Source organism: Salinimicrobium flavum, from assembly GCF_042684505.1.
GTDB lineage: Bacteria > Bacteroidota > Bacteroidia > Flavobacteriales > Flavobacteriaceae > Salinimicrobium > Salinimicrobium flavum.
The window spans coordinates 216,848-240,827 of record NZ_JBHULT010000009.1 but is presented as its reverse complement, the minus strand read 5'-3'; the positions used below and the strand labels follow the sequence as shown (position 1 = coordinate 240,827).

Below are 23,980 nucleotides of genomic sequence, written 5' to 3'. Positions count from 1 at the left end.
TAGACTTTGCAGTGGGGACCCATCTTGTTACCCTTACCGTTTTGGACAATGAAGGGGCTAGTGATACCGATGAAGTGACAATTATAGTAGAACCCGGAAACCAGGATGACTCAGATGGAGATGGAATTACCGATACTCTTGATAACTGTCCAACTATTAATAACCCACTTCAGGAGGATTATGATAATGACGGTTTAGGAGATGCCTGTGATCTGGATGACGATAACGATGGTGTTGCTGATACTGAAGATTGTGATCCTAAAAATTCAGAGATTGGATTACCAACGATCGTTTATTATAAAGACGGGGATGGTGATACTTTTGGAGATCAAAACGATCCTGGGGAGGCTTACTGTTCAGATCCAGGAGCAGGCTTTAGCCTGAACAATACTGATTGTAATGATAATGAAGATACCATTTATCCCGGTGCATTTGACATCCGCGGTGACGGTATTGACCAGGATTGTGTTGGCGGGGATGAGCCACTGGATTGTCTGGGATCAGATGTTCTCAATATTACAGAACTCTGCTCTGATAAGCCTTCAAAAGTGCGTAACTGGCTTGTTAATAATCCTTCAGATTGTGCCGTGAAAGTGATCTGGGAATTGAGGAAGGAGAATACTTCAGACTTTTTCATTGCATATCCAGGTGATAATAAATTTTCTACCCCGGTAGCTGAGAAATTCCCAACACAGGTAATAGTTACCTGGAAGGATAGTAAAGGTAAGGACAAGAAGCGAACAATGGCTTCGACCGGACCACAATGTCCAAATCCGGGGGCCAGCTTAGAGGCTACCAGTGATGCCGTAATTGGTATTACAGCTTACCCTAACCCCATAGGAGAGGACGGTTTCTGGCTCAGTTTCCCTGAAGGGGCAGGTGGTCAGACATTACAGGGAGGTATCTATGATTACAACGGACGATTCCTTATAAGTCAGAAATTTGAGGTTCCTGTTGGAGGGGGAGATATTTTCTGGAATCTCGATCACAGCGAATGGGATCAGGGAGTATATATTTTGAGGTTAGTAAGTCCTTCAAATGAATATCAGGTTCAGCTTATGAAGAATTAAGGATAACCAAAAGTAAACTTCTTTTGTTGCAGGACCAGACAAACCGGTTTTGGGTAATTCATCTTTGGGGGAAGGTGAAATTTCCCGGAACCGGTTTTTTTTATCCCCCTTAAAGGTGATTGACCTAAGGTTTTATATTTCATAAATTGGGGGGACTTATTGAAATTCTATCGCTACCCACAATCCCTTCCTTGGGCAAGCCTAAAGCTCGTATTATGAAAAATTTTTACAATTTCTCCGGAAAGCTGGTGTGCATAACTCTTTTTTTATTGCTAAGCATGGCTGGATATGCTCAGGAAAAAATCAACATTAACGTAAACGGACTTGAAAACAAACCGGAAGTCTCTTTGGAAGAAAAGAAAGGAGCTCCCTTTTTTGCGCAGGCTAAACGAGCCCGCCCTTTTGATCTTAATCCTGCTGTAGCAAATCCAGGACCTATTACCAAAGGAACAAAGCTTCAACTGCAGCTTTTCAGGGATAAAGATTTCTCGTCAACAGTGGTTAGAAAGATTACAGACGTCAATAATGTTACCACTCTCACTTTAAAGTTGGACGAATTCGATTATTCCTTTGCTTATATCACCACTTCAGAAGGGTCATATCTACTAACCGTTGATATACCTGAATTAAAAGAAAAATATTCTACCCGAAGGGACAAAACAGGAAAAGGAAATTTTCTTTTTCTGCTGGATCCGGAGAAGCTTAATATATTGGAAGATTGCTCCTCCCCTAAAAATGCAGAAAAAAGAAATCCCGGTAATTCCGAAAAAGATTCTCCCGTTGAAGATCAGGATTTAGATAATTTTAATCCTGTTGAAAGTGAAAGTAATCAACTGGATAAATTCACATGTGAGGAGGAGATTATTGAAGGAGAGATAGTGATCGATCTAATGCTGATATATACCCCTGCGGCAAAAGAATGGGCAGATGCAAATAATGACGGGATCGAAAATACCATAGCTACAGCTATTGCCAGTGCCAATAATGTCTCGGCTAATAGTTCTTTGGGAATTAACTTTAATCTTGTTTACTCCGGTTTGGTTGAATATAATGAAACTTCCGGAGGCACAAGTTTGTCTGAAATGACAGATCAGGATGACGGCATATTGGATGAAGTACATGCATTAAGAGCGACTGTGGGGGCTGACATGGTTGCCATGTTCAATTTAATTTCTGATGTTGGCGGGGTAGCCTGGCTGTTAAATGATGCTAACGGAGATAAGAATTCCGCTTTTTCAGTTACCCGGGTACAACAAGCCAGCGATTCTTACACCTTCATTCATGAGTTAGGTCATAATATGGGGATTGGTCATAATAAAGATCAAAAAGTCCAGCCGGGGAACACGAACTGGAAAAACTGGCCTGAGAACACCTGGTCCGGCGGGTGGCGCTGGGAGGCTTCCGATTCCAATTTGTACTGTGATGTCATGAGTTATCCAGGGGGCAATTACTATGATGACGGCAGATACAGCATAAGAATCCCCAATTTCTCTGATCCTCAGTTTATTCATTTAGGAGCTGCAGCAGGAGACCCTGTGGAAGGTGATGGTGCCCGTACCATAAGGGTTATGAGAAATGTTATAGGTAAATATTCAGAGGAAAAAGATGCATGTAAAGCTCAGGGAAATAATATGGGAGTTCTGTATATTGAAAACGTAAGCATACAGGAAGTTAACAATAATACAGGAATATCATTATACAGCAATTACTTTGGGATACCTTTTTGTATTTCAAAACAGGAAATTAATGAGGTTAAGGTAGACGTTGGTGGGCATATTACGGGGAAAAGAATTGCTGCATGGGTAGATTGGGACAATGACGGAATTTTTGATCCTGAAAAAGAAAAATTAGATGTCCCGGATGAAGATCTTACCTCCTATAATTTTTCCATAACTGCACCAGTCAATACTTCCATGGGAAGAAAGAGACTGCGAATCAGATCATATGATAAAGAAAATGATCCTGTTATAACTCCTTGTGGTCTTACAAAGAATGGAGAGGTTGAAGATTACGCTTTGAATGTACAAGCTTCTACCGCGTGTGAGGCTGCAACCACTCCGTTGGGAGGAAATATTTCCGGGATTGAAGGTTCTAAAATCACTTATTCGTGGACACCGGTTCCGGGAGTTGGATCCTATGAGGTAGAGTATAGAAAATCCGGAGACGAAATATGGTCTTTAAAAAGAGAGATATTTTTACCCTATGTGGAATTAGATGGTCTGGAAAGTACAACTACCTATGAAGTAAGAGTAAGAAGTATTTGTGAAGGATCCTTATCAGATTTTTCTGAACCTCTGCAGTTCACTACAACGGGAGTTCCAAATGCTCTCCGGTTTACAGGCGTTCCCTTACATGGAGAGACAGGAAATTCCCTTGATAATGTAACACTGGAATTTCAGGATCTGGGAGGAAATAAAATTTCTTCCTCAGGTTCCGTGACCATTTCTCTTCTTGATTTAGATAATTCCGGAGGTGTCTTGAGCGGGGTGAAAACACTTTCAGCAAAAGAAGGAATCGTCACATTCAAAGATCTAAGGATAGACCAGATTGGAAGGTACCGGCTTCTCGCCACTGTTGATGCACTGCCAGAGGTAACCAGTGAAATAATTACTTTGGAACCTTATCAACCCAAAACCTATGTAGTCAATACTACTTTAGATAATCCCGATGCCGATCTTTCAGACAACATTTGCGCTGATTTGGAGGGAAATTGCAGTCTGAGAGCAGCCATTGAGAATGCCAACAAGAGTAGGGGAAAAGACAAGATTCACTTTAATATTCCTTCAATAGACTCCCCTGTTATCCGTCTTAGTGATGGTTTACCAATTATTACAAACCCGGTGGTATTAGACGGCACTACCCAACAAAACTATTCATTTACTAACCACCAGGTGGTTATTGATGGAAGCAATATCGCAGGAGTTTCAGAAGTGGATGGGGAATATGGCTTTGGGCTTATGGGAAATTCTTCCGGTAGTGTAATAAAAGGATTTACCATGGGCGGATTTAACAATGGACTTTATACAATGGCAATCTTTCTCAAAAATACTAATGATCATCTCATTGAAGGAAATAAAATTGGGACTTCTGTAGATGGGATGACAGCAAATCCAAATTACGACGGTGTCTATCTCGACAACAGTAGTGGTAACACAATTGGAGGTGCCGGAGAATCTGATGGTAATCTTTTTGGAGGCAATGGCAGAGCGATTTCTTTAGATAATGCTCACAATAATAATATTACTAATAATTTTTTCGGAACTAATATTAATGGAAATGATACCATTAAAAATAGATTTGGAATTTGGACCGGAATAGATAGAAGAAAAGTTATTAATAATGATCAACCATATTCCTCCCATAATAATATTATTAATAACCTTATTTCCGGAAGTACTGCTGCGGGGCTGGTCCTTAGTGGTACCGAAAATACTGTGAAAAACAATTTAATAGGTACAGATGTTACGGGTAAATATTCCCTTCCTAATATAGACGGGATGCGTATCCACCTGGGAGGTTCCAATTTTGTAGGTGAGGTAGGGGCAGGTAACCTTATTTCGGGAAATGAAACCGGAATACGAATATATTACTCTAAAAATAATATCATTTCCTCAAATAAAATCGGTACAGATTTAGAAGGAAATGCTCCTCTTCCCAATGCTACGGGTATCAACCTTCTGGGAGGGGAACAGCAACAATATTATGGTGGTAATCGTATCCAAAACAATACTATATCAGGAAATCTTGATGAAGGTATTTTTCTTGAATCCAGTAATGATATAATTGTTCAGAATTTCATTGGTTCCAATGCTGCAGGCACCTTGGCGATACCAAATAGAAATGGTATTCAGATATTTAATGGTACCTATAATATTATTGGAGAGCCGGAAAGAGGGAATGTAATATCCGGTAATTCTGAATATGGGATCTGGATCAATAATGGAGCCTATAACCGTATTTTAAACAATAATTTAGGTACTCAAACAGATAGAACGTCGCCTCTTCCTAACGGGCTTGCAGGAATTGTGCTCAATGGTTCTTTTCAGGAAATAGGTGGTGTCAGTTCAGGAAATTCGAATCTTATTGCTTATCACTCGCAGGCTGGCATAATTTTAAATAGTGGCTATGGCAGATATAACAGGATCTTTGAAAATAAGTTTTTGCAAAATTCCATAGGTATTGACCTTGGGAATGATGGAATAAGCAGGAATGACCGGCTGGATTCAGATAACGGCCCGAATAATCTTCAGAATTATCCCGAACTCTCTGAAGGAGCCACAATGGAATCTGGTAGTTTGACCATTAATTACCTTCTGCCTTCAGATCCCGGCTATAGTGCCTTTCCTCTTACTGTGGAATTATTCAAAAGCGATGGAAACCGGCAGGGAGTGGAATATCTGGGAAGTGATGTGTATACTGAAAATGATATTCCTAAAGGAAAGAAAACCAAAGCCGTTATTATTGGTTTGCCTTCCGGTAGCAGTTTAATATCCGGAGATAAAGTGACTGCCACCGCTACAGATGCGGAAGGAAATACTTCTGAATTCAGTGCTGAAGTACAGGTCACAGGAGATTGTGAAGTACAGATATGGTATGTAGATGCCGATATGGACGGCTATGGAATTGATTCTGCTGAAACAAATATTTCTTCCTGTACCAAACCTGAAGGGCATTATGTAACAAGAGCAGGAGACTGTGATGACACCGATGCCGAAATACATCCTGAGGCGGAAGACATTCCCGATGATGGGATCGATCAAAATTGCGATGGAGTAGATGCCACCAACGTGATAGTAGATTCAGATAATGATGGAGTAGCCGATTCAGAAGACAATTGCCCCGAAGTGGCAAATTCAGATCAGGCTGATGCTAATGGTAATGGAATTGGAGATGCCTGTGAAAGTACAACTTGTTTGGGAACAGATAACCTGAACCTGAGCGACTGTACTTCCGGTTCTCTGGTTTACTGGACGGTGAACAACCCCGGTTCATGCACGGTAGAGGTGAGATGGGAAGTGAGAAAGGGTTCAGAGTCGGGTGCTTTCAGTCTAAATGCAGGAGAATCAAATGAATTTACCACTTCTGTAGTTTCAAAAGGCCAGACACAGGTTATCGTGTATTGGAATGACAGCACAGGCACCGAAGTTAAAATGCAATCTAATGCTTCAGGTACTTCCTGTGCCATGGCAGCGACTATTAGCGAGGATCAAAGTTATGCTTCAGAGGAAGTTCCTTTTGCATATCCAAATCCTGTTGAAAGCAATGGGTTTTATATAAGTTTTTCTGAAGGTTTTGGAGAAAAATCGTTTGATGCTGCTATTTATGATCTTAACAGCCGTTTAATCGAACATGGTTCCTTTATGGTTCCCTCTGGCGGCGGAAACATCTATTGGAATGTAAATACAGAAAGCTGGAATTCCGGAGTTTATATTTTAAAACTGGAGAGTAACACTGAATCATACCAGTTAAACCTGATCAAGGAGTGAGTAATGTAAATGAACTCAGGGGCCTGTAAAAATTAATGCTTCTGAAAAGACCATTTTTCAGAAGCATTTTTTATGTATTAAAGAGTTTTTTAATATCACTCAAAAAGGCGATTGCGAAGTGTCTTTTTAAGAAGTATCTTTAGTTGTATAAATGCTTCAGAATTAATTTATTAAGAAGCATAACCATAAACCGGGAATTAGAAAAAACAGCTTTGGGGGAGGAGGTTTTTTTTAAGGGCCGGTTTTATTTTTATGGGAAAACGTAGTGGAGGCCGTTAGTATGAGAAATACCTTGAATTTTAGAGAATCAAGGGGAAATCACTTCGCAAAAGTATTTACTGTTTTCTGTGATTTTTCATATTTTCTAAATACTGAGGGTACTTTATATAGTGAGTTAACAGACCTTTAACAGGAAATAATCCTTAATTATAATAATTTCACGTTCGTTAAAAATCTTGTATCCTGACTTCTTAAAATTTTATTATAAATCGTTGCATTCTGTCATTCTAAATGGCAAAAGCGGTCTTGATGTTGCTTTTTAAACTTTATTTTTGAGATTTTGACCCACTTAAGATTCTGTGTAACAACATTCCTATTAATTTCCTATGAGGAAAAACAGTGAAAATTCCCCTATCCCTCTTACTGACTCTCAGGTTATAACCGCTGATGCCCGAATTGTGGCAATTGGAGCCAGTGCAGGAGGATTGGAGGCTTTAAAAGCCTTTTTTAAGAACGTCCCCAATGATTCCAGTTGTGCGTATGTGGTAATTCAACATTTATCTCCAGATTACAAGAGCATGATGGGAGAACTGCTGAAGCGAAGCACTTCTTTGCCAATTGTAGAAGTAAGTGACGGCCTGGAAGTGAAGCCCGGGCATATCTATCTTATTCCACCCGTAAACAATCTGGTGCTAAAAGGATCTTCTCTTTATCTTACCGATAAACCAAAGAGCCAAACCCTGAATTTACCTATTGATATCTTTTTTGAGTCCCTTGCCCGTGAAACCAGGGAAAGAGCAATTGGCGTAGTTCTTAGTGGTACTGGGAGTGATGGAACACGCGGGGCTCGGGCTATTAAGGAAAATGACGGGATGGTCATGGTACAGGAACCCGGGGAAGCTCAGTTTGACGGAATGCCTCAAAGCGCGATAGCAACCGGACTGGTAGATTACGTGCTGCCGGTTCAAAAAATGGCACCTGAAATTGGTAATTTTATTTCGGCACCTGCCGTTTTTCATTTCAAGGATGGGGATGTAGCATATGACCAGTCTGAATTAATGAAAATTTTAAATTTCGTTGATCAAAAGACCGGACTCGATTTCAGGGAGTATAAACGCTCCACCCTTGCCAGGCGTATCGCGAGACGGGTCAGCGTTTGTAAATGCCGGTCCCTTGCTGAATATTACGACTATCTAACTTCTAAGGAAGAAGAAGTGGAGATACTTTACAGGGAGTTCCTTATTGGGGTCACCAAATTTTTCAGGGATAGTAAAGTATGGGAAATACTTCGGGAGAAAGTTGTTCCCCAACTTGTAAAGGATAAGAAGGAAGGAGAAACCCTGAAAATGTGGGATGTTGCCTGCAGCACCGGCGAAGAGGCTTATTCCTTTGCCATGTGCATTTTTGAAGAAATGGAAAAACAAGGAAAACACCTGGAGGTCAAGATCTTTGCGACTGATATTTCAGAAAAACATCTGGAGATAGGAGGTAAAGGGACATATCCTGAAAGCATTGCTGCCGATGTACCTGCAGAATTCCTCAACAAATATTTCCTGAGTTTCACGAATTCCTACAGGGTGGTTGAAAAGATACGTAGTGCCGTGGTGTTTTCAAGGCATAATGTAATTAAGAATCCGCCGTTCAGCAATATGGACATGGTGTCCTGCCGAAACCTGTTGATCTATTTCCAGCCCGCCATTCAGAAAAAGGCTTTAAATGTTCTTCATTATTCCCTGAAACAGGATGGGATCCTTGTATTGGGCACCAGTGAAAGCGTCCAGAGCCATAAATCGGAATTTGCGGAAGTCGACCGGAAATGGAAGATCTATAAAAACATCAATCCCAGTAAACGTTTGAATACAGGTTTATCTCATGCTGCAACAACCGGCCTTATTGAGAATTCTGGTACAAAAGAACTGGCTGCGAAAAAATATTCGGTACAGCCTGCCAAAAATAAACTTCACCTGGAATTCAATGACATCATCCTGGAACATTTTAACGGGGCGAGTGTCTTTATAGATTCCGAGTATAATATACTTGATGCTATTGGGGAATTCAGGAAATATGCTAATCTGCCGGTGAGCGGATTTTCTATTAACCTTCTGGAAATGCTGGAAGCAGATCTTAAATATTTGGTCCAGAATACCCTAAAGAAGGCAGAAAAACATCAGAAGAAAGTATATTACAAAGACGCTTCATTTCAACATGAGGGCAGTAAAAAGGCTGTAGATATCATAATTAAACCTTATGAACATCATAACCTGAAGGATGATACCAGTTACGTCATAACTTTCATAGAAAAGGAACTTAAACTTGATGATGTGGAAGAGGTGGATAATATCACTCTTACCCGTCGTACTAAAGAATACGTATCTAACCTTGAAGAAGAGTTAAAGCTCACAAAAGAGGAGCTTCAAAGTTCCCTGGAGGAGATCGAGACCAGTAATGAAGAACTTCAGGCCGCGAACGAGGAACTATTGGCTTCCAACGAGGAACTCCAGAGTACCAACGAGGAGCTTCAAAGTGTGAATGAGGAGATCAACACCGTGAATGCCGAGAATATTCAGAAGATGGACGATCTCGCGGCACTTAATGCCGATATGAACAACCTTTTGGAGAGTACACAGATAGGTACCATTTTCCTCGATTCAGACCTGCTTATCCGAAAGTTCACCCCCGCGATCAGGGAACATTTCAGTTTTCTGAATTCTGATGTTGGAAGGCCAATTAGCCATTTTACGGGAAATATTGGAAAAAGTAATCTTTTGGTACGTCTTAAAAAAGTGCTCTCCACCGGGAAGACCCTTGAAAGAGCGGTAGTTTCCAAAGACGGAAAGCATTATCTTAGAAGGATATCGCCTTATATGGATTCTAAACAAAAGGTAAGTGGGGTTGTGATCACTTTCATCGACATAGAACTGCTTCAAAAATCAAAGGAAAAGCTGCAGGCGAGCGAAAAACGCTATAAGAGCTTCTATGAAGAAGATCCTATGATGCACATAAGTGTCGATCCTCACAGTTCGATCATTTTGCAATGCAATAAAATGGCGGTAAAACAGCTTAAATTTGAATCAAAAGAGGATCTTATTGGCCGTTCGCTTTTCGAACTTTATAATGAGGAATCACAGGTTGAAGCGCTAAAATCGAACAAGAAATTCAATAAGCACGGCAAGATCGTTAACCTTGAGCAAGATCTGCTTACCAGGACCGGCGAGATCATTCCGGTTATTCTCAATGCGACAGCCGAAAGGGATGAGGAGGATAATATCATTGCCATACGTCATACCTTCGCAGATATTACCGCCCTCAAACGTGCAGAAGAACAACTTAAAGAACAAAAAGCAGATCTTGAAAGGGCAAACCGCGATCTTGAACAGTTCGTTTCAATTTGTTCTCATGATCTGCAGGAGCCGCTTTCCACCATTAAATTTGGAAGTGATGTATTGGGCAAGATCTACTCGGCTAATCTGGATGATAAAGGAAAGAATTACGTGTCCTATATTGAAGATGCTTCTTCACGCCTTTCCAACCAGATCAAAGCCCTGCTGGAACATTCCAGGATTGGACGTAACGGCCAAAAGAAATTGGTTGATACCCGTGAACTGGTAGAAGTGGTGAAATATGATCTTGATAAAAGCATTAAGGATACCGGTGCGAAGATACATTGTGGAGATCTGCCTGCCATAGAAGGTTATGAAGTGGAACTAAGATTAATGTTCCAAAACCTTATAAGTAATGCCATTAAATACACCCCCGAAGACAGGAACCCTGAAGTACGCATCTCTTCGTACAGGGAGGGGGAATTCTGGGTGTTTTCTATAGTTGATAACGGGGTGGGGATCGCTAAAGAAGATCTCCAGAATATCTTCACGATCTTTAACCGTGTAAAAAAACATGAAGCTAAAGATGGTACGGGAGTGGGTCTGGCACATGTTGAAAAGATCGTGCTACTCCATGAAGGAAGCATTTGGGTAGATTCCCAGGTGGGTGTGGGAAGTTCTTTCTACATAAAATTTAAAGGTTAACCACCAGATGTTCGAACCCCTTTTTTAACTGGGTTTGCAAATTTAAAACAAACGTATGATCAACGTTCCATTAAGGATTTTACTGGTTGAAGATAATGAAGCCGATATTCTGATCACAAAACGGGCTTTGGCTGAATTGGTTGAAGCTCCGGATATCGAAGAGGTTCAGGATCTAAGTTCCTGCCGCGATAAGATGATCAATTTTGTGCCAGATGTGGTGATCTCCGATTATAATCTCCCAACCTGCACCGGTCTTGAGATCCTGGATCTGGTGAGGGAGATCGATCCAACTACTCCATTTATTTTCCTGACGGGAACCTTACAGGATGAAGAATTGGCTGCCAATACTATTCTTTCAGGTGCCTCAGGTTTTATCCTTAAGAAGCATATGAATGTTCTCGGTGAAAAACTTAAGCCTCTTCTGAAAAAGGTGGTTTTTAACCTGAATACAAAAGCCGATTTACGAGAACAGATTCGCAAGAACAGAATTTCGGTAAACCAGATCAACGATTACCTGGACAATCTTGATTCAGATAATAAAGAGCAAAGAGAAAATATAACCAGGATCAAAACCAGTCTCAGGAAGTTCAATTTAGGAAATGAAGATGAAGACTATGATCGAAACCCTTAAAAAAGCTACCAGAGAACTGCATGAGCAGGTAGAGCAGGAGAATCTGGCCCGTTTTATAATGGATTACAGTATTGACGAAGCAACCTATAAACTTTTACTGCTCCAGAATTATGTGGCTTATAAAACCACAGAGGAGGAGATTGCAAGGCATTTACCATTTTATGAAGGGAAAAAACATCAGGAGCTTGCAAAGGATTTGGAGCAACTTAATGTTCCGGTTTCTTTACACAGTTTTGAGGGAGACTTCCGGTGTCAAACCAGGCCCCAGGCTTACGGTGCGGCCTACGTGGTTGAAGGTTCTGCCCTGGGTGGCATGGTCCTGGCGAGAAATGTTACCAGGTGCGAAAAGTTAAGTCACATTAATTCCCACCATTTCTTTAACGGAGATCAAAATAATATCACAGCCTGGAAGAAATTTAAGGAGGAACTTTCATTACAGGAGTTTTCAGAAGAAGAAAAGGAGCAGGCTACCCAAATGGCCAAAGCTACCTTCAGGTATTTCAGGAAGGTTTTTCAAACCGGTTTTTCAGTTGCGGCTGTAAAATAAATGTTCCTTTAATTCCTGCTTTCAAAGACCAGGGAGATCAGCCTGGGGATATTGTCATTTTCCTTATCATCAAAATACTCATTCAGGTCGAGGAGACTAAAACCTTCAGTCCTGGCAGCATTCAGATAATCTGAAATATGGTGCACAAACGCCTGTGGCATCTGGACTCCTTCTGCGGATTCATATTTAGCGCGGCTCCCGGAGTATTGTTTCATGGGATGAAGTTCACAAATGTAGAATTTCCCCTTCCGCTTTAGAGCCCTTGCAGCCTGCTTAAAAATAAAATTAAGTTCTTCGACATGTTCCAGGACGAGGCTGCAGGTGATAAGATTGGCCCACCCCGGTTTTACCGGCCATTCCCGGGTAATATCAGCATGGTTGAAAGTGACATTTTCGGCAGCGATTTTTGCTTTTGCCCTGGCGATCATCTCTTCGGAAATATCCAAAGCCTCTACAAAATCTGCTTTTTTAGAAAGCCATTCCGTATTCTTTCCGGTACCGCAACCCAGCTCCAGGATGTTTCCGTAGTGCGGATTTAAAAAGGTTTGGCGTATCACCTGAGCCTCCAGGTCCCGGGTCCTGTTAACTACAGAGTCATAGGAATTCGCCCACGCATTGTATGATTCGTCGATCTTCATTATTTGAATTTTCCTATCCAGTTCCTGGCTCTCTCCCTTTCGGCCAGCGGAAAAAACTCGATTTTTGCTGTCGTGAACGGTTTCATGAGCTCTGTTAGATGCTTCTGCCATTTTTCTTCGCCTACCATCGCGATCCTTTCAATATTCTCCAGGTTTTTAATATCGAATTTAAGATCACGCCACAGGGCACTTAGCGTCCAGCCGTCAAAATCACTCATTTCAAAGTACCAGCGTATCTTCCCGTAGCTTCTTACCTTCTCCTGGAGCAGGGGGATGATCCTGTCATAATCCTCATCGGTGAGTTTTTCTTCAGCAATTGTGTAGATCACATTTTGAGCTGTCTGGATAGAAACCATAAACTTTGGATTTAAGTGCTTATACAATTTCAGAAGAAAACAGATGTTGGCCAAGAGTTTTACCATTGGGAATGGTTAAGGTGTTGTTAATAAAGGCCTAAGAATATCCTAACCGAAGGTCCCGAAGGACTGTTTTTGCTCCTCAAAGAGGTTGAAATTCTGTTTCTTTTCTTCTTTAAAATGAGCTCATTTCCTCGTACCTTTATATACGACCCCCAAATTGTCAAAGCCCAAAAGGATTCTACAGCCCGTTTCGGGTGATGAAATAATGAAAAGGCCGGTGAGCTTGGGATGTGACAGATTTTAATGATAATCTTGTCATGTTAGAAAAGATCATTGAATACAGCATCCGCAACAAACTCATCATCCTGCTCTTTATGGCAGCAATTGTTGGGTTTGGCACTTATTCCCTTTTAAATATCCCCATTGGTGCCGTGCCTGATATTACCAATAATCAGGTGCAGGTGATCACTACTTCCCGCAATCTGGCAACAGAGGATGTGGAGAAATTCCTGACCTACCCGGTGGAACTCGAGATGGCGAACCTGCCCGATGTGCAGGAGATAAGATCCATCTCCAAATTCGGGCTCTCTGTAGTGACTGTGGTTTTTAATGACGATATGGGCACTTACCTCCCAAGACAGCTTATCGCTGAGAAGATCAAAAGTGCAGAAGAGAGGATCCCGGAAGGTTTTGGAACTCCTTTTATGGGACCCGTAAGTACGGGACTCGGTGAGATTTATCAATATGTTCTAGAGGTGGAGCCTGAATACAAGGGAAGATATTCGGTTACAGACCTTAGGACCATTCAGGACTGGATTGTAAAACGTCAGCTTTCAGGTATTCCGGGAGTGGTGGAGGTGAACACCTGGGGAGGATATCTCAAGCAATATGAAGTAGCGGTAAACCCATCAAGGCTCAGGGGAATGAACGTTTCTCTTTCAGAAGTCTTTAAAGCTCTTGAAAATAACAATTCTGTAGCAGGTGGAGGTTATATAGAAAAAGGTAACGAGAGTTATTTTATCCGCGGAGAAGGTCTGGCAGCAGAGATCGCAGATATAGAAAATATTGTTGTGAGTACCCGTCAAGGGATACCTGTGTATGTAAAAGACATTGCTGAAGTTGGGTTTGGCCACGCTACCCGATTTGGGGCTATCACCGGTAACGGGGAAGGGGAAAAGGTACTGGGGCAGGTGATGATGCTGAAGGATGCCAATTCCAATGCCGTGATCAAAGCGGTAAAGGAGCGGGTGGCAGAAATACAACCCGGTTTGCCCGAAGGGGTAAGGATCAATGCATTTTTGGAACGCAGTGAACTCATTGGAAAGACCACCGGAACAATTGCCGAAAATCTTATCCTGGGATGTCTTATCGTGATCTTTGTGGTCGTACTATTACTGGGCAACTGGCGCTCCGGCCTGGTGGTTGCTTCAGTGATTCCATTATGTCTCCTTTTCGCACTCTCGCTAATGTATATTTTTGGAGTAGACGCCAACCTCATGAGCCTGGGGGCGATAGATTTTGGGATCATTATCGATGGTGCGGTGATCATCGTTGAATTTGTTTCTCATACCATAACTTCAGAAAGGGATAAGATAAAAGAGCTTACCGGGAAGAAACGAAGAAAAATGATGGACGCCCTTACCTTAAAAGGCGCTTCTAAAATGATGCATTCGGCTATCTTCGGTCAACTCATCATAATTATTGTTTTTATCCCGATTCTTTCCCTGGTCAATGTGGAGGGAAAAATGTTCAGACCTATGGCACTTGTTTTTTGTTTTGCCCTGATAGGAGCCATCATTTTCTGTTTTACCTATGTACCCGTAATGTCTGCCCTGTTCATTAAACCTACAGACCCTAATAAAAAGACCATTTCTTCCAGGCTGATGACCTCCCTTAAAAAAGTTTACAAACCCTCCATTGAATGGGCTTTACGTTCAGGAAAACTTGTTCTGGTCCTGGCGGTTTTAATGCTTATTGCCGTAGGTATTCTTTTCTCCCGAATGGGCGGTGAATTTGTGCCTACCCTTGACGAGGGGGATTTTGTGATCCAGCCGGTGTTGAAAACGGGAACATCCCTCAGCAAGACCATTGAAGCCACCACCAGGATAGAAAAGATCCTTATGGAATTTCCTGAGGTAGAACAGGTGGTTAGCCGGATTGGTGCAGCCGAGGTCCCTACAGACCCTATGTCAATGGAGGAGACTGATGTCATTATCAGGTTGCGCCCCAAAGGGGAATGGACCAGTGCAGGCAGTAAAGACGAACTGGCCGATGAGTTCAAGGAAGCCTTATCTGTAATACCCGGAGTGGATTTTGAGTTTACCCAGCCCATAGAGATGAGATTTAATGAATTGATCACCGGAGTACGGGCAGACGTCGCCATTAAAATTTTCGGGGAAGATCTTGACCTGCTGTACCAAAAGGGTCTTGAGGTCCAAAAGGCCATTGAGAATGTAGAGGGGGCATCAGATATTATTGTTGAAAAGATCACCGGGCTGCCGCAAATGACGGTAAGATTTGACCGGCAGAAAATTGCAAAATACGGCCTCAACATTGAAGATCTCAACGATCTTATCGTGACGGGATTTGCCGGCTCTACTGCGGGAACTATATTCGAAGGGGAAAAACAGTTTGACCTGGTGCTAAGATTCGATAAGGAACACCGGGGGGATATCTCAGATCTGGAAACCACTACTGTGCAGCTGCCAAATGGCAATCAACTCCCTTTAAGCGAATTCGCGAGTATTTCTTATTCAAAAGGTCCGGCAAAGATCTCCCGGGATGATACCAAACGACGAATAGTGGTGGGGGTAAATGTGAGGAACCGTGATCTGCAATCTGTCGTTGACGATGTGCGGGAGATCATTAATGAGCAAATAGGACTTCCACCGGGATATTATATCACCTATGGCGGGCAATTCGAGAACCTTCGCACTGCCAAAAACCGGCTTATGGTAGCGGTTCCTATCGCCCTGCTTCTTATCTTTATCATGCTGCATTTCGCCTTTAACTCTGTTAAAAAGGCACTCCTTATCTATAGTGCGATCCCTCTGGCTGCAGTGGGAGGAGTATTACTACTGTATCTAAGGGGAATGCCTTTCAGTATCTCAGCAGGGGTGGGGTTCATTGCACTGTTTGGAATTGCGGTGCTGAACGGTATCGTATTGATTGATGAATTTAAGGATTTGAAGGCACAGGGAATAAAAGATATTAAAAAGAGGGTCATTACGGGAACCATGAACCGGTTGCGGCCGGTGCTGTTAACCGCATCTGCAGCCGCGCTTGGATTCCTTCCCATGGCGGTTTCTACTTCTGCCGGGGCTGAGGTGCAAAGGCCATTGGCTACCGTTGTGATTGGGGGACTGGTGACCGCGACTGCCCTTACGTTGATCGTGTTGCCGGTACTGTATGCCATGTTTGAAGGCAAGAAACCAAAACGGCCTTCCGCAGGGGTGACGGTGATCCTGTTATTTTTGATCTCTATGATCTACAGTAATCCAGTGCTTGGACAGATTGAACCTCTCTCTCAGGAGCAGGCAATAGAGATCGCTCTTGAGAATAACAAGCAGCTAATGGCTGCTGCTGACAGGGTTGAAGAGAGTGAGAAACTTGCCGGCAGTGCATGGGACATTGACAAGACCGGGATCTATTACAACTATGATCAAATGAACATTGCCGAGAATGGGGAGCCCTTGCGGGTGTGGGGTGTGGAGCAGTCTCTCAGTTTCCCGCTGGTTTACGATGCCCGTAGAAAACTTTTTAATGAAAGAACCCGTCTGGAGCAGAGGCGGTATGAACTGGAAGAAGTATTCATAACCAAAGAAGTTTCAAAAGCGTATTATTCAGTGGTCTACTGGCAGAATGTGAATGAGAATTACCGCTATCTGGACAGCCTTTTTTCAGGCTTTGCCCATGCGGCAAACCGAAGGTATGAAACCGGGGAAACTAATTATCTGGAAAAGCTTACCGCGAATGCCAAGCAGCAGGAGATGACACTTTTAAGAAGGCAGAGTGAGACCCAGGTCAAAAAAGCCTATGCTGAACTTGGTGGCTGGATGCAGACAGATACAACCTTTGTTATACAAGCACGCCATTTACCCGTGCTGGAACCCGATTTTGTGCCGTTGGAAGATCATGTGGGAATAGAGTTTAAGAAACAAACGGTGGCGGTCAATGAACGGCTGCTATACCTTGAAAAACAACACTTATGGCCAGACCTCCGGTTTTCAGTCTTTAGGGGGACCAACAATGCTGCAAACGCCGAAATATATTCCGGGTTCCAGGCTGGGATAGCCATACCGCTGTGGTTTGGGGCACAGCGAGCCCGAATTAACGCTGCAAAGGTCGCCATTGATGTGGCGAGGCAGGAACAGGAAGATTACCTCTCTAAGCTCATAAGCCGTGTTCAAGCCCTTCAAACAGAAATCGAGCAATACCGGCTGGCGGTAGAGTTCTATACCGGTACCGGAAAGGATCTTTCTTCGGAAATAATCAAGAACGCCAACCTCGCTTTCCAGGGAGGAGAGATCGATTTTTTCCAGTATATACAGCTGCTGGAAAATGCGAAAAATATTGAACTGTCATACCTGGACAATCTGTTGAAATACAACAGTGCAGTCCTGGAATTGAACTATTTACTCCAATAAAATGAAAAACAGGATCAAAACATTCCTTTTTCTTATACCTGTCATGATGATAGCCGCATGCAACAGCGGGAAAGAGAAAGAGGAGACCGAGCCGAAGGAAATTGACCGTAACCGGTTTGAAATTACCAGCACCCAGTTTGAATCTTCGGGAATGGAACTTGGGGAATTACGACAGCAAAATTTCCATACCACCGCCAGCGCAAACGGAGTTTTTGAGGTTCCTCCTCAATATAAAGCCTCTGTTCATCCATATTATGGCGGTTATGTAAAGCGGTTGGACCTGTTGCCGGGCCAAAAAGTGAACAGGGGACAAGTTTTATTTGCCCTTGAAAATCCCGAATATATTCAGATACAACAGGATTATCTGGAAGCCAAAGGGCAGTTAAAATATCTGAAATCAGATTATGAACGACAGCAAAATCTGGCAAAAGATAATATTGCTTCCCAAAAAAGCTTTTTAAAGGCAGAATCAGATTTTAAAGTAGTTTCAGCCAGGTATCATTCCTTAGGAAAGAAACTGCGGCTCATGGGAATGGAGCCTGATTCAGTTGCCGAAGAAAACCTTAGGTCCATTATTACCATACTATCTCCCATCAGCGGATTTATTACCCGGGTGAATGCCAATATTGGTAGTTATGTAGATCCTTCAAATGTAGTTGTTGAGATCAACGACCCTGAACACCTTCACCTCGAGATTAGGATCTTTGAACGTGATCTTCCGAAGGTAAAACAGGGACAGGAGATCATCTTCAGGCTCCAGGATAACCCGGAGGTTTCTTATGAGGCTGAGGTCTACCTGGTAGGGAAATCAATAGATACTGAAAACCGAACCATTGAAGTTCACGGCCATCTTAAAAATGAACAGGATAAAGACCTTTTCAATCCCGGAATGTATGTGGAAGCTGAGATACAGACGTCTTCTGAATATTTGCTTTCCCTGCCTGAAGAGGCAGTGGTGAACATTGAAGACCTCTACTATGTGCTGGTCTTGCAGGAAGATAATCCGGACGGGTTTATTTTTAGAAAAACCGAAGTAACCCCGGGTCCCTCCGGAAAGGGGTATATCAGCATCGTCAATGCAAAAGATTTCCCTGAGGATACCCGTTTCCTAACCCGGGGAGCCTTTAACCTCATTACCGAATAACCTGGCTTGGGTACTTATTTCCTGATTTTCTTAATTATAGAGATGACATCTTCAGATCCAAGATCTTCATTTGCCCTGATAAAGGTTTCATGCGTAGCATTGCCCAGAGGGGAATCCAATCCCGCTTCTTTTGCAAGTCTCAGGTCTTTGCTCAGGTGACTTAAAGTGAAAGCCGCCTCGTAATTATCTTCCATTACTGCATTCCCTTTGATCTTAATAAAAGGACTTCCTAAAGCACTGTTGTTGATGATCTCCATAAGGTCTTCAGTCCTGATACCTTTTGTGGCCGAAAAAGAAATGACTTCGGCCAGACCCTGAGTGACGATTCCCAGAAAAGTATTCACAGCGAGTTTGGTGACATTTCCGGCACCGGTTTCCCCCACCAAAATCGCTTTTTTTCCGATAGTTTCCAGTAGCGGCTTCACCTTTGCAAAAACATCTTTTTCGCCCCCGGCAATCACCACAAGGGAAGCTTCCCGGGCTTGTTTTACACTTCCAGATACCGGGGCATCAAGGTAGTAATTGGATTTTTCTCTTAGGGCAGCAGCCATTTCCCGGCTAATGTCCGGCGAAACGGTACTCATATTAACCACGATCTTTCCCTGCACCTCAGCCTTCAGAAGTCCGTTCTCTCCTTCAAAGAGCTGGCGGGTGGCCTCATCATCTGAGACCATTAGGAAAACCACATCTACCGTTTCCAAAAGTTCTTTGGGGGAACCGGCCGTTGATGCACCTTCCTTTTTGAGACTCTCCTGTTTTTTCTTCGTGCGGTTATAAACCGAAAGTGGATACCCGGCTTCAAGTAACTTCCGGGACATGAGGCTTCCCATTTTTCCCAATCCAATCCATCCTGTTTTCATAAAGATCTATATGTTTTCGTTATTCATCTGTTTTATAAGTTTCTGAAATCTGCCTGTACCACCTCCCTGACTCCTTCCTTGTAGGGGGTAGGTCTCATTTTAAAGCGGTCACAGAACTTACTACTATCAAAAACGTAATCCTGCTCATATTGGTACATCATCTCCACAGTTTCCCTCATTATCGGCATGAAAACCCCCATTGCTCGTACCATCCATTTAGGGATTTCCCAGTAACCCGGTTTCTTATCCATGGCTTTGGCTATGCAGTTCACCCACTCTTCGCCCGTTAAAGGGTCTGGGGCTGTTGGCAGGTGCCACACCTGGCCATAGGCATCTTCGGTGTTACCCAGCAGGGCAGTGGCCTTACCTGCATCTGGAGTATAGGTAAAGGAATGTTTGTAATGGGCAGACCCCATCCACTTCGCTTTTTGATTTTGGGAAAGAGGTTTAAATACCGTTTCAATTAATATGCTGTTGTTTTTGATCCCCGGCCCGTAGAAGTCGGCAGAGCGTGCAATGAGTGCAGATAGTGTTCCCGTCCATACCTCCTGCATGATCATCTCGGCTATCTTTGCTCTTACCACCCCTTTCTTAGAAGGAGGATTGACCGTTGCGGTCTCGGTCATTTTTCCCAGCTGGTTTGAATCATAGAGATACATATTATCGAAAAACACCAGTTTTGTATCAAATTCCATACAAGCCTCTATGACGTTGGTAACAATTACCGGCCATTCTTTTGCCCAGGTACTGTAATTGTATGGAAGGCCCGCTGTTAGGTAGACTATCTCAGATCCTTTTACCGCCTTTTTTACTGCCTGGATCTGCAGAAGGTCTGCCGGGAAGAGTTCATCTGAAGGATTGACCTTCACGGGAACCCTGCTCACCAGTCTTATGTCGTTTGTGTATCGGGTAAGAGCCTTGGCGAGTTCGGTACCAATGGGGCCTCCAGATCCCAGTATTGTTTGCATGCTTCCAGGTTTAGTGGTTAGTGATACTTCAGCATTCTACATAAAAGTTACAAAATTCCGGCACTTGAAACCACCCCGGCTGGAATTTTTATTCCTTCCGGCTCTTCACATCGGTCTTGTGACGCAATTTCTTAACTTGTATTCTGAAAAATCAAGGGTATGAAAAAGGAGGTTTACAAGGTTCCTTCAGGAACCCGGATAGGTCATATACATCTAAAGGTTTCACACCTGGAAAGGGCACTGGAATTTTACCGGGATCTGCTGGGTTTTGAGATCACCGAAAGAATAGGGGATACGGCGGTTTTTCTTTCTGCCGGGGGATACCATCATCATATTGGCCTCAACACCTGGCACAGTGAAAATGCAGCCAGGGCTTCAAGATCTGGAGTAGGTTTGTATCATACTGCCATTCTGTATCCAACCCGTAAGGATCTTGCGGTTGTTCTGAAAAGACTTCTGGAGGAAGGGGTTTCCCTTTCGGGAATGGCAGATCACGGAGTTTCTGAAGCTATTTATCTTGATGATCCTGACGGTAACGGGGTAGAACTTTATTATGACCGCCCAAAAGAGCAATGGCCGCGTAAAGAGGATGGTTCCATTCAAATGTACACCCGTAGGCTGGACGTGGAGGACCTGCTCGCAGAACTTGAATAAAATTAAAGAAGTACCGAATTAATGATCTTTTGAATGATCTTTCGGCTCTTCTTTTGGCTGATCTCTTGGAGGAGTGATCATGATATGGGCCCGGTGGGTACCGGGATCCATTAGCCACGGCATTCCGGGAGCATGTGGTTTATCGGGCAATCCAGTAGATTCTGTGGTCGCATAAGGTATATAGATCACGTACCTGAAATGTCCGTTTTTCAAATCACCTGTTGCGGGATCATAATCTTCCTGGTTACCACTGTAGATATACATCATACTGGGAGCATCGGGCATTTCCAGATCCCCTGATTCTGCTTCAAGCTGCCGGGCTTCCCGCTTTTCCATTTCTCCCAAACCTTCTGCGGTAAGTTCCCTTCCGCGGTTAATAAAAGGTTCCAGCTTAACAGAATAACAGGAAACATTTATGCCCTCCTGGTTGGGATCATCGCCCACACATACCAGGTTGTTGGTTCCTTCTCTTAGCAAGGTAAAATTACCCTCCCGGTCGTATCCGTAAACCCGGGTTGCATCACGCAGGTCTTCAGGGGCGGCAAGATTCGCAGTTTTGATCTGGATCTCGGGTGATGGAATTTGGGTTTGTTTATCCTGTGCGTTAAGGCTTAAAGCCAGAAAAACAAAGGCAGTAAAAAATGGGATTTTCATAGCGCAATTAAAATTGGTTGATCTTTCTAAGTTAAGAAAAAATCTTGATTAGGTGGGCATACGAATGTCGCTCCGGAAGTTGAAGGGGTTCAAAATGACGTATTGAAAGATAAAAAACATTTAAATTTTCTGACCCTGCTGAAGCTGAAATGAGCCTGAAAAAGCCTTGTGTTTAATGATTTAATACCTCCCCGGGTTTTTTAGCGCATCCCTGAAGGTCTTTAATTCTTTCTTCAGCAGCCTGCTCTGCTTCCGGTTATTGATCAACAGGATGAGCAGCAGGATAAAAGCCGGGAATAACACAAAAATGAGCAGGATCTCAAACATTCAGGAAAAAATCATTTAAAAATAAAGATACACCTCCCTGCTTAAAATGTTTTACGGAAAACCGTAACCTTGTAGTGACCATAAAAAAACCCCTCAGAAAATATTCCCGAAGGGTTTGAAAATGTATTATATGATCTTTTAGTTCACCGGATATCCTTTGTCAAACCAGTCAACTTTAATATTCCGTGTGAGGTTAAGCAATTTGTGATTCTCAAAAGCCATGTCGTTCAAAAGGCCAAATGCCGGCCGAATATTAGGGCAGTTCTCAAAGGGACAACATCCGCAATAGATCACAATATCTGCATCTTTTGGAAGATTTTCCACTTGTTTTTTCAGGTTGTCCATCCCTGTTTTAAACCGTGTTTCACCTACTTCTACAGAACCTTTTATGGCACCTCCCGCTCCCAGGTCAATGATCACAGGAGCTGTTCTCTGTGGATCATTAAGGGTGGCAGCAAGCTGTGCAGGTTCCAGTAACTGGTCCTCATTCCATACTTCTTCCTGTTGCGTCATTTCTTCCTCTGCGTGAGGCATCGAAGTTTCAGGTAAAAATCCCTGGAAAACAAAAGCAATCAATGCGATTGACAGAAAAGAAATGATTAAAACTTTTCTCCTGTTCATGATCATTATCTTTAGAATTAGAAGCAGCGAATTTACAACTTCACTGCTACATTTTTTAATCCCAGTCCAATAATCTTTTTTCGCCTTCTATTTCTTTTATATCTGTGATATCCTGGGACATCTCTATGACCCCGCGATAATTCTTTTCATTGTCCCGTACTGCGAAATACCTTATGTAGATAAGGCGGCCTTTGAAGTTGATCCAGAAAGAAGATTCGTTCTGTGTCCCTTTTCTGAATTCTTCAAGGATGCGTAAAACCGTGCCCACACTTTTTGGAGGATGGCAGAATTTTACTTCCCGACCAATGATCCCTGCACTCCTGGGGAATACACGTTCTTCCCCGCGGTTGTAAAAGATCACTTTATCATTTTCATCCACATAGGTAATATCAAGGGGCATGGTACGCAACAGTAAATTCACCTGGTCTACGGTCATGTACCCTTCGTCATAATGAGCGGTATTTTCAAGGGAAAATGAAAGTTCCCTTTTCGTATGGTCCTGGCTGGGGTGAATATATTCATCTTCTTTTTGCTCCGGAAAAGCTGCTGGAGCTTCAGGTAACATCCAGCCTATTTCCTCTTCGCCCTTGCGTACGTCCTTCCAGTCTTCTTCGGTAAGGATCTCCAGGGAATTTGGGAACAGTACATTCTCCTCAACCAGCAACAACCTGTATATACCACTAATGAGATAGTTGGAGTCAGTCCTTACCACCTCAAAATCGCGGTCCCCGATCTTCTTCCGAAGCAGGCGGAATTGTTCCCTTAAATTGTCATGGAAAGACCACATTCCCTGAGAAGGGCCGTTCCAGCCCCGTTTTTCCAAAAAGGGGAAAAGCTGGTTCTCTTTTCTTTCAAATCGTCTTTCGATTTCTGAAAGCTGGTTGAAGATGTTATAATATTTTTGAGTTTCAGCCTCAGGATCTGTATCCTGCAGCTCTTCAATAAGTTGTTTTATGAGTTCCTTTTCCCTGAAATAAATGCTCACAGGATGCCCTTGTGGCAGGGAGGAAATATCTATGGTCTCGTTCATTTTGGTACACTTTGATTTCCTTGCAAAGAAAAAGGACTCTTTTGTCCTAATTTATGATTTTGGTCACATTAGATAAGGAAGAGTGGCCTCAAACGAAAAAA

The 23,980-nt window shown here is 42.9% G+C and carries 16 protein-coding genes; 8 read left to right on the top strand and 8 right to left on the bottom strand.

The annotated features are described in order from the left end of the window. From ACFSTG_RS10855 to ACFSTG_RS10835, 5 genes are all read left to right on the top strand, one after another. On the top strand, positions 1-1,070 hold a 1,070-nt coding region (locus ACFSTG_RS10855), incomplete at its 5' end, for a T9SS type A sorting domain-containing protein (protein WP_380752430.1). 215 nt (positions 1,071-1,285) lie between these two features. Further along, the gene (locus tag ACFSTG_RS10850) at positions 1,286-6,556 is read left to right on the top strand and encodes a GEVED domain-containing protein (RefSeq protein WP_380752427.1); all 5,271 of its coding nucleotides are present in this window, start codon (positions 1,286-1,288) and stop codon (positions 6,554-6,556) included. Between the two features lie 605 nt (positions 6,557-7,161). After that, the gene (locus ACFSTG_RS10845) at positions 7,162-10,800 is read left to right on the top strand and encodes a chemotaxis protein CheB (protein WP_380752424.1); all 3,639 of its coding nucleotides are present in this window, start codon (positions 7,162-7,164) and stop codon (positions 10,798-10,800) included. A 55-nt stretch (positions 10,801-10,855) separates the two neighbouring features. After that, the gene (locus ACFSTG_RS10840) at positions 10,856-11,431 is read left to right on the top strand and encodes a response regulator (RefSeq protein WP_380752421.1); all 576 of its coding nucleotides are present in this window, start codon (positions 10,856-10,858) and stop codon (positions 11,429-11,431) included. Beyond that, positions 11,400-11,978: a biliverdin-producing heme oxygenase gene (locus ACFSTG_RS10835; RefSeq protein ID WP_380752418.1), complete on the top strand. Its 579-nt coding sequence runs from the start codon at positions 11,400-11,402 to the stop codon at positions 11,976-11,978. Before ACFSTG_RS10840 ends, ACFSTG_RS10835 begins: the two co-directional genes overlap by 32 nt. Positions 11,979-11,986: 8 nt before the next feature. Here ACFSTG_RS10835 and ACFSTG_RS10830 read toward each other — a convergent pair whose 3' ends face one another. Both ACFSTG_RS10830 and ACFSTG_RS10825 read right to left on the bottom strand, forming a co-directional pair. After that, positions 11,987-12,616 carry a class I SAM-dependent DNA methyltransferase gene (locus ACFSTG_RS10830; protein WP_380752415.1) on the bottom strand — a complete coding sequence of 210 codons (630 nt, stop codon included), beginning with the start codon at positions 12,614-12,616 and terminating at the stop codon, positions 11,987-11,989. Next, complete coding sequence (locus tag ACFSTG_RS10825; protein ID WP_380752412.1) at positions 12,616-12,972, bottom strand: SpoIIAA family protein; 357 nt, start codon at positions 12,970-12,972, stop codon at positions 12,616-12,618. Before ACFSTG_RS10825 ends, ACFSTG_RS10830 begins: the two co-directional genes overlap by 1 nt. A 320-nt stretch (positions 12,973-13,292) precedes the next feature. On the opposite strand from ACFSTG_RS10825, the gene ACFSTG_RS10820 reads away from it, so the two are divergent. Further along, positions 13,293-17,621: a CusA/CzcA family heavy metal efflux RND transporter gene (locus tag ACFSTG_RS10820; protein ID WP_380752409.1), complete on the top strand. Its 4,329-nt coding sequence runs from the start codon at positions 13,293-13,295 to the stop codon at positions 17,619-17,621. 1 nt (position 17,622) lies between these two features. Then, positions 17,623-18,765 (top strand): efflux RND transporter periplasmic adaptor subunit, encoded by a 1,143-nt coding sequence (locus tag ACFSTG_RS10815; RefSeq protein WP_380752406.1) that lies wholly within the window; start codon positions 17,623-17,625, stop codon positions 18,763-18,765. Between the two features lie 14 nt (positions 18,766-18,779). On the opposite strand, the gene ACFSTG_RS10810 is transcribed toward ACFSTG_RS10815, so the two are convergent. Then, positions 18,780-19,625, bottom strand: a complete 846-nt coding sequence (locus tag ACFSTG_RS10810; protein ID WP_380752403.1) for an NAD(P)-dependent oxidoreductase — start codon at positions 19,623-19,625, stop codon at positions 18,780-18,782. 32 nt (positions 19,626-19,657) lie between these two features. Then, positions 19,658-20,593 carry an NAD-dependent epimerase/dehydratase family protein gene (locus ACFSTG_RS10805; protein ID WP_380752400.1) on the bottom strand — a complete coding sequence of 312 codons (936 nt, stop codon included), beginning with the start codon at positions 20,591-20,593 and terminating at the stop codon, positions 19,658-19,660. Positions 20,594-20,752: 159 nt separating this feature from the next. On the opposite strand from ACFSTG_RS10805, the gene ACFSTG_RS10800 reads away from it, so the two are divergent. Continuing rightward, on the top strand, positions 20,753-21,247 hold the full coding sequence (locus tag ACFSTG_RS10800) for a VOC family protein (RefSeq protein WP_380752397.1): 495 nt from the start codon (positions 20,753-20,755) through the stop codon (positions 21,245-21,247). Between the two features lie 18 nt (positions 21,248-21,265). Here the strand turns inward: ACFSTG_RS10800 and ACFSTG_RS10795 are convergent, their stop codons facing one another. From ACFSTG_RS10795 to ACFSTG_RS10780, 4 genes are all read right to left on the bottom strand, one after another. Continuing rightward, positions 21,266-21,901 carry a hypothetical protein gene (locus ACFSTG_RS10795; protein WP_380752394.1) on the bottom strand — a complete coding sequence of 212 codons (636 nt, stop codon included), beginning with the start codon at positions 21,899-21,901 and terminating at the stop codon, positions 21,266-21,268. Between the two features lie 180 nt (positions 21,902-22,081). After that, the gene (locus ACFSTG_RS10790) at positions 22,082-22,228 is read right to left on the bottom strand and encodes a hypothetical protein (protein WP_380752391.1); all 147 of its coding nucleotides are present in this window, start codon (positions 22,226-22,228) and stop codon (positions 22,082-22,084) included. A gap of 138 nt (positions 22,229-22,366) precedes the next feature. After that, the gene (locus ACFSTG_RS10785) at positions 22,367-22,849 is read right to left on the bottom strand and encodes a rhodanese-like domain-containing protein (protein ID WP_380752388.1); all 483 of its coding nucleotides are present in this window, start codon (positions 22,847-22,849) and stop codon (positions 22,367-22,369) included. Between the two features lie 55 nt (positions 22,850-22,904). After that, positions 22,905-23,879, bottom strand: a complete 975-nt coding sequence (locus tag ACFSTG_RS10780; RefSeq protein ID WP_380752385.1) for a DUF438 domain-containing protein — start codon at positions 23,877-23,879, stop codon at positions 22,905-22,907. Between the last annotated feature and the right edge of the window lie 101 nt (positions 23,880-23,980).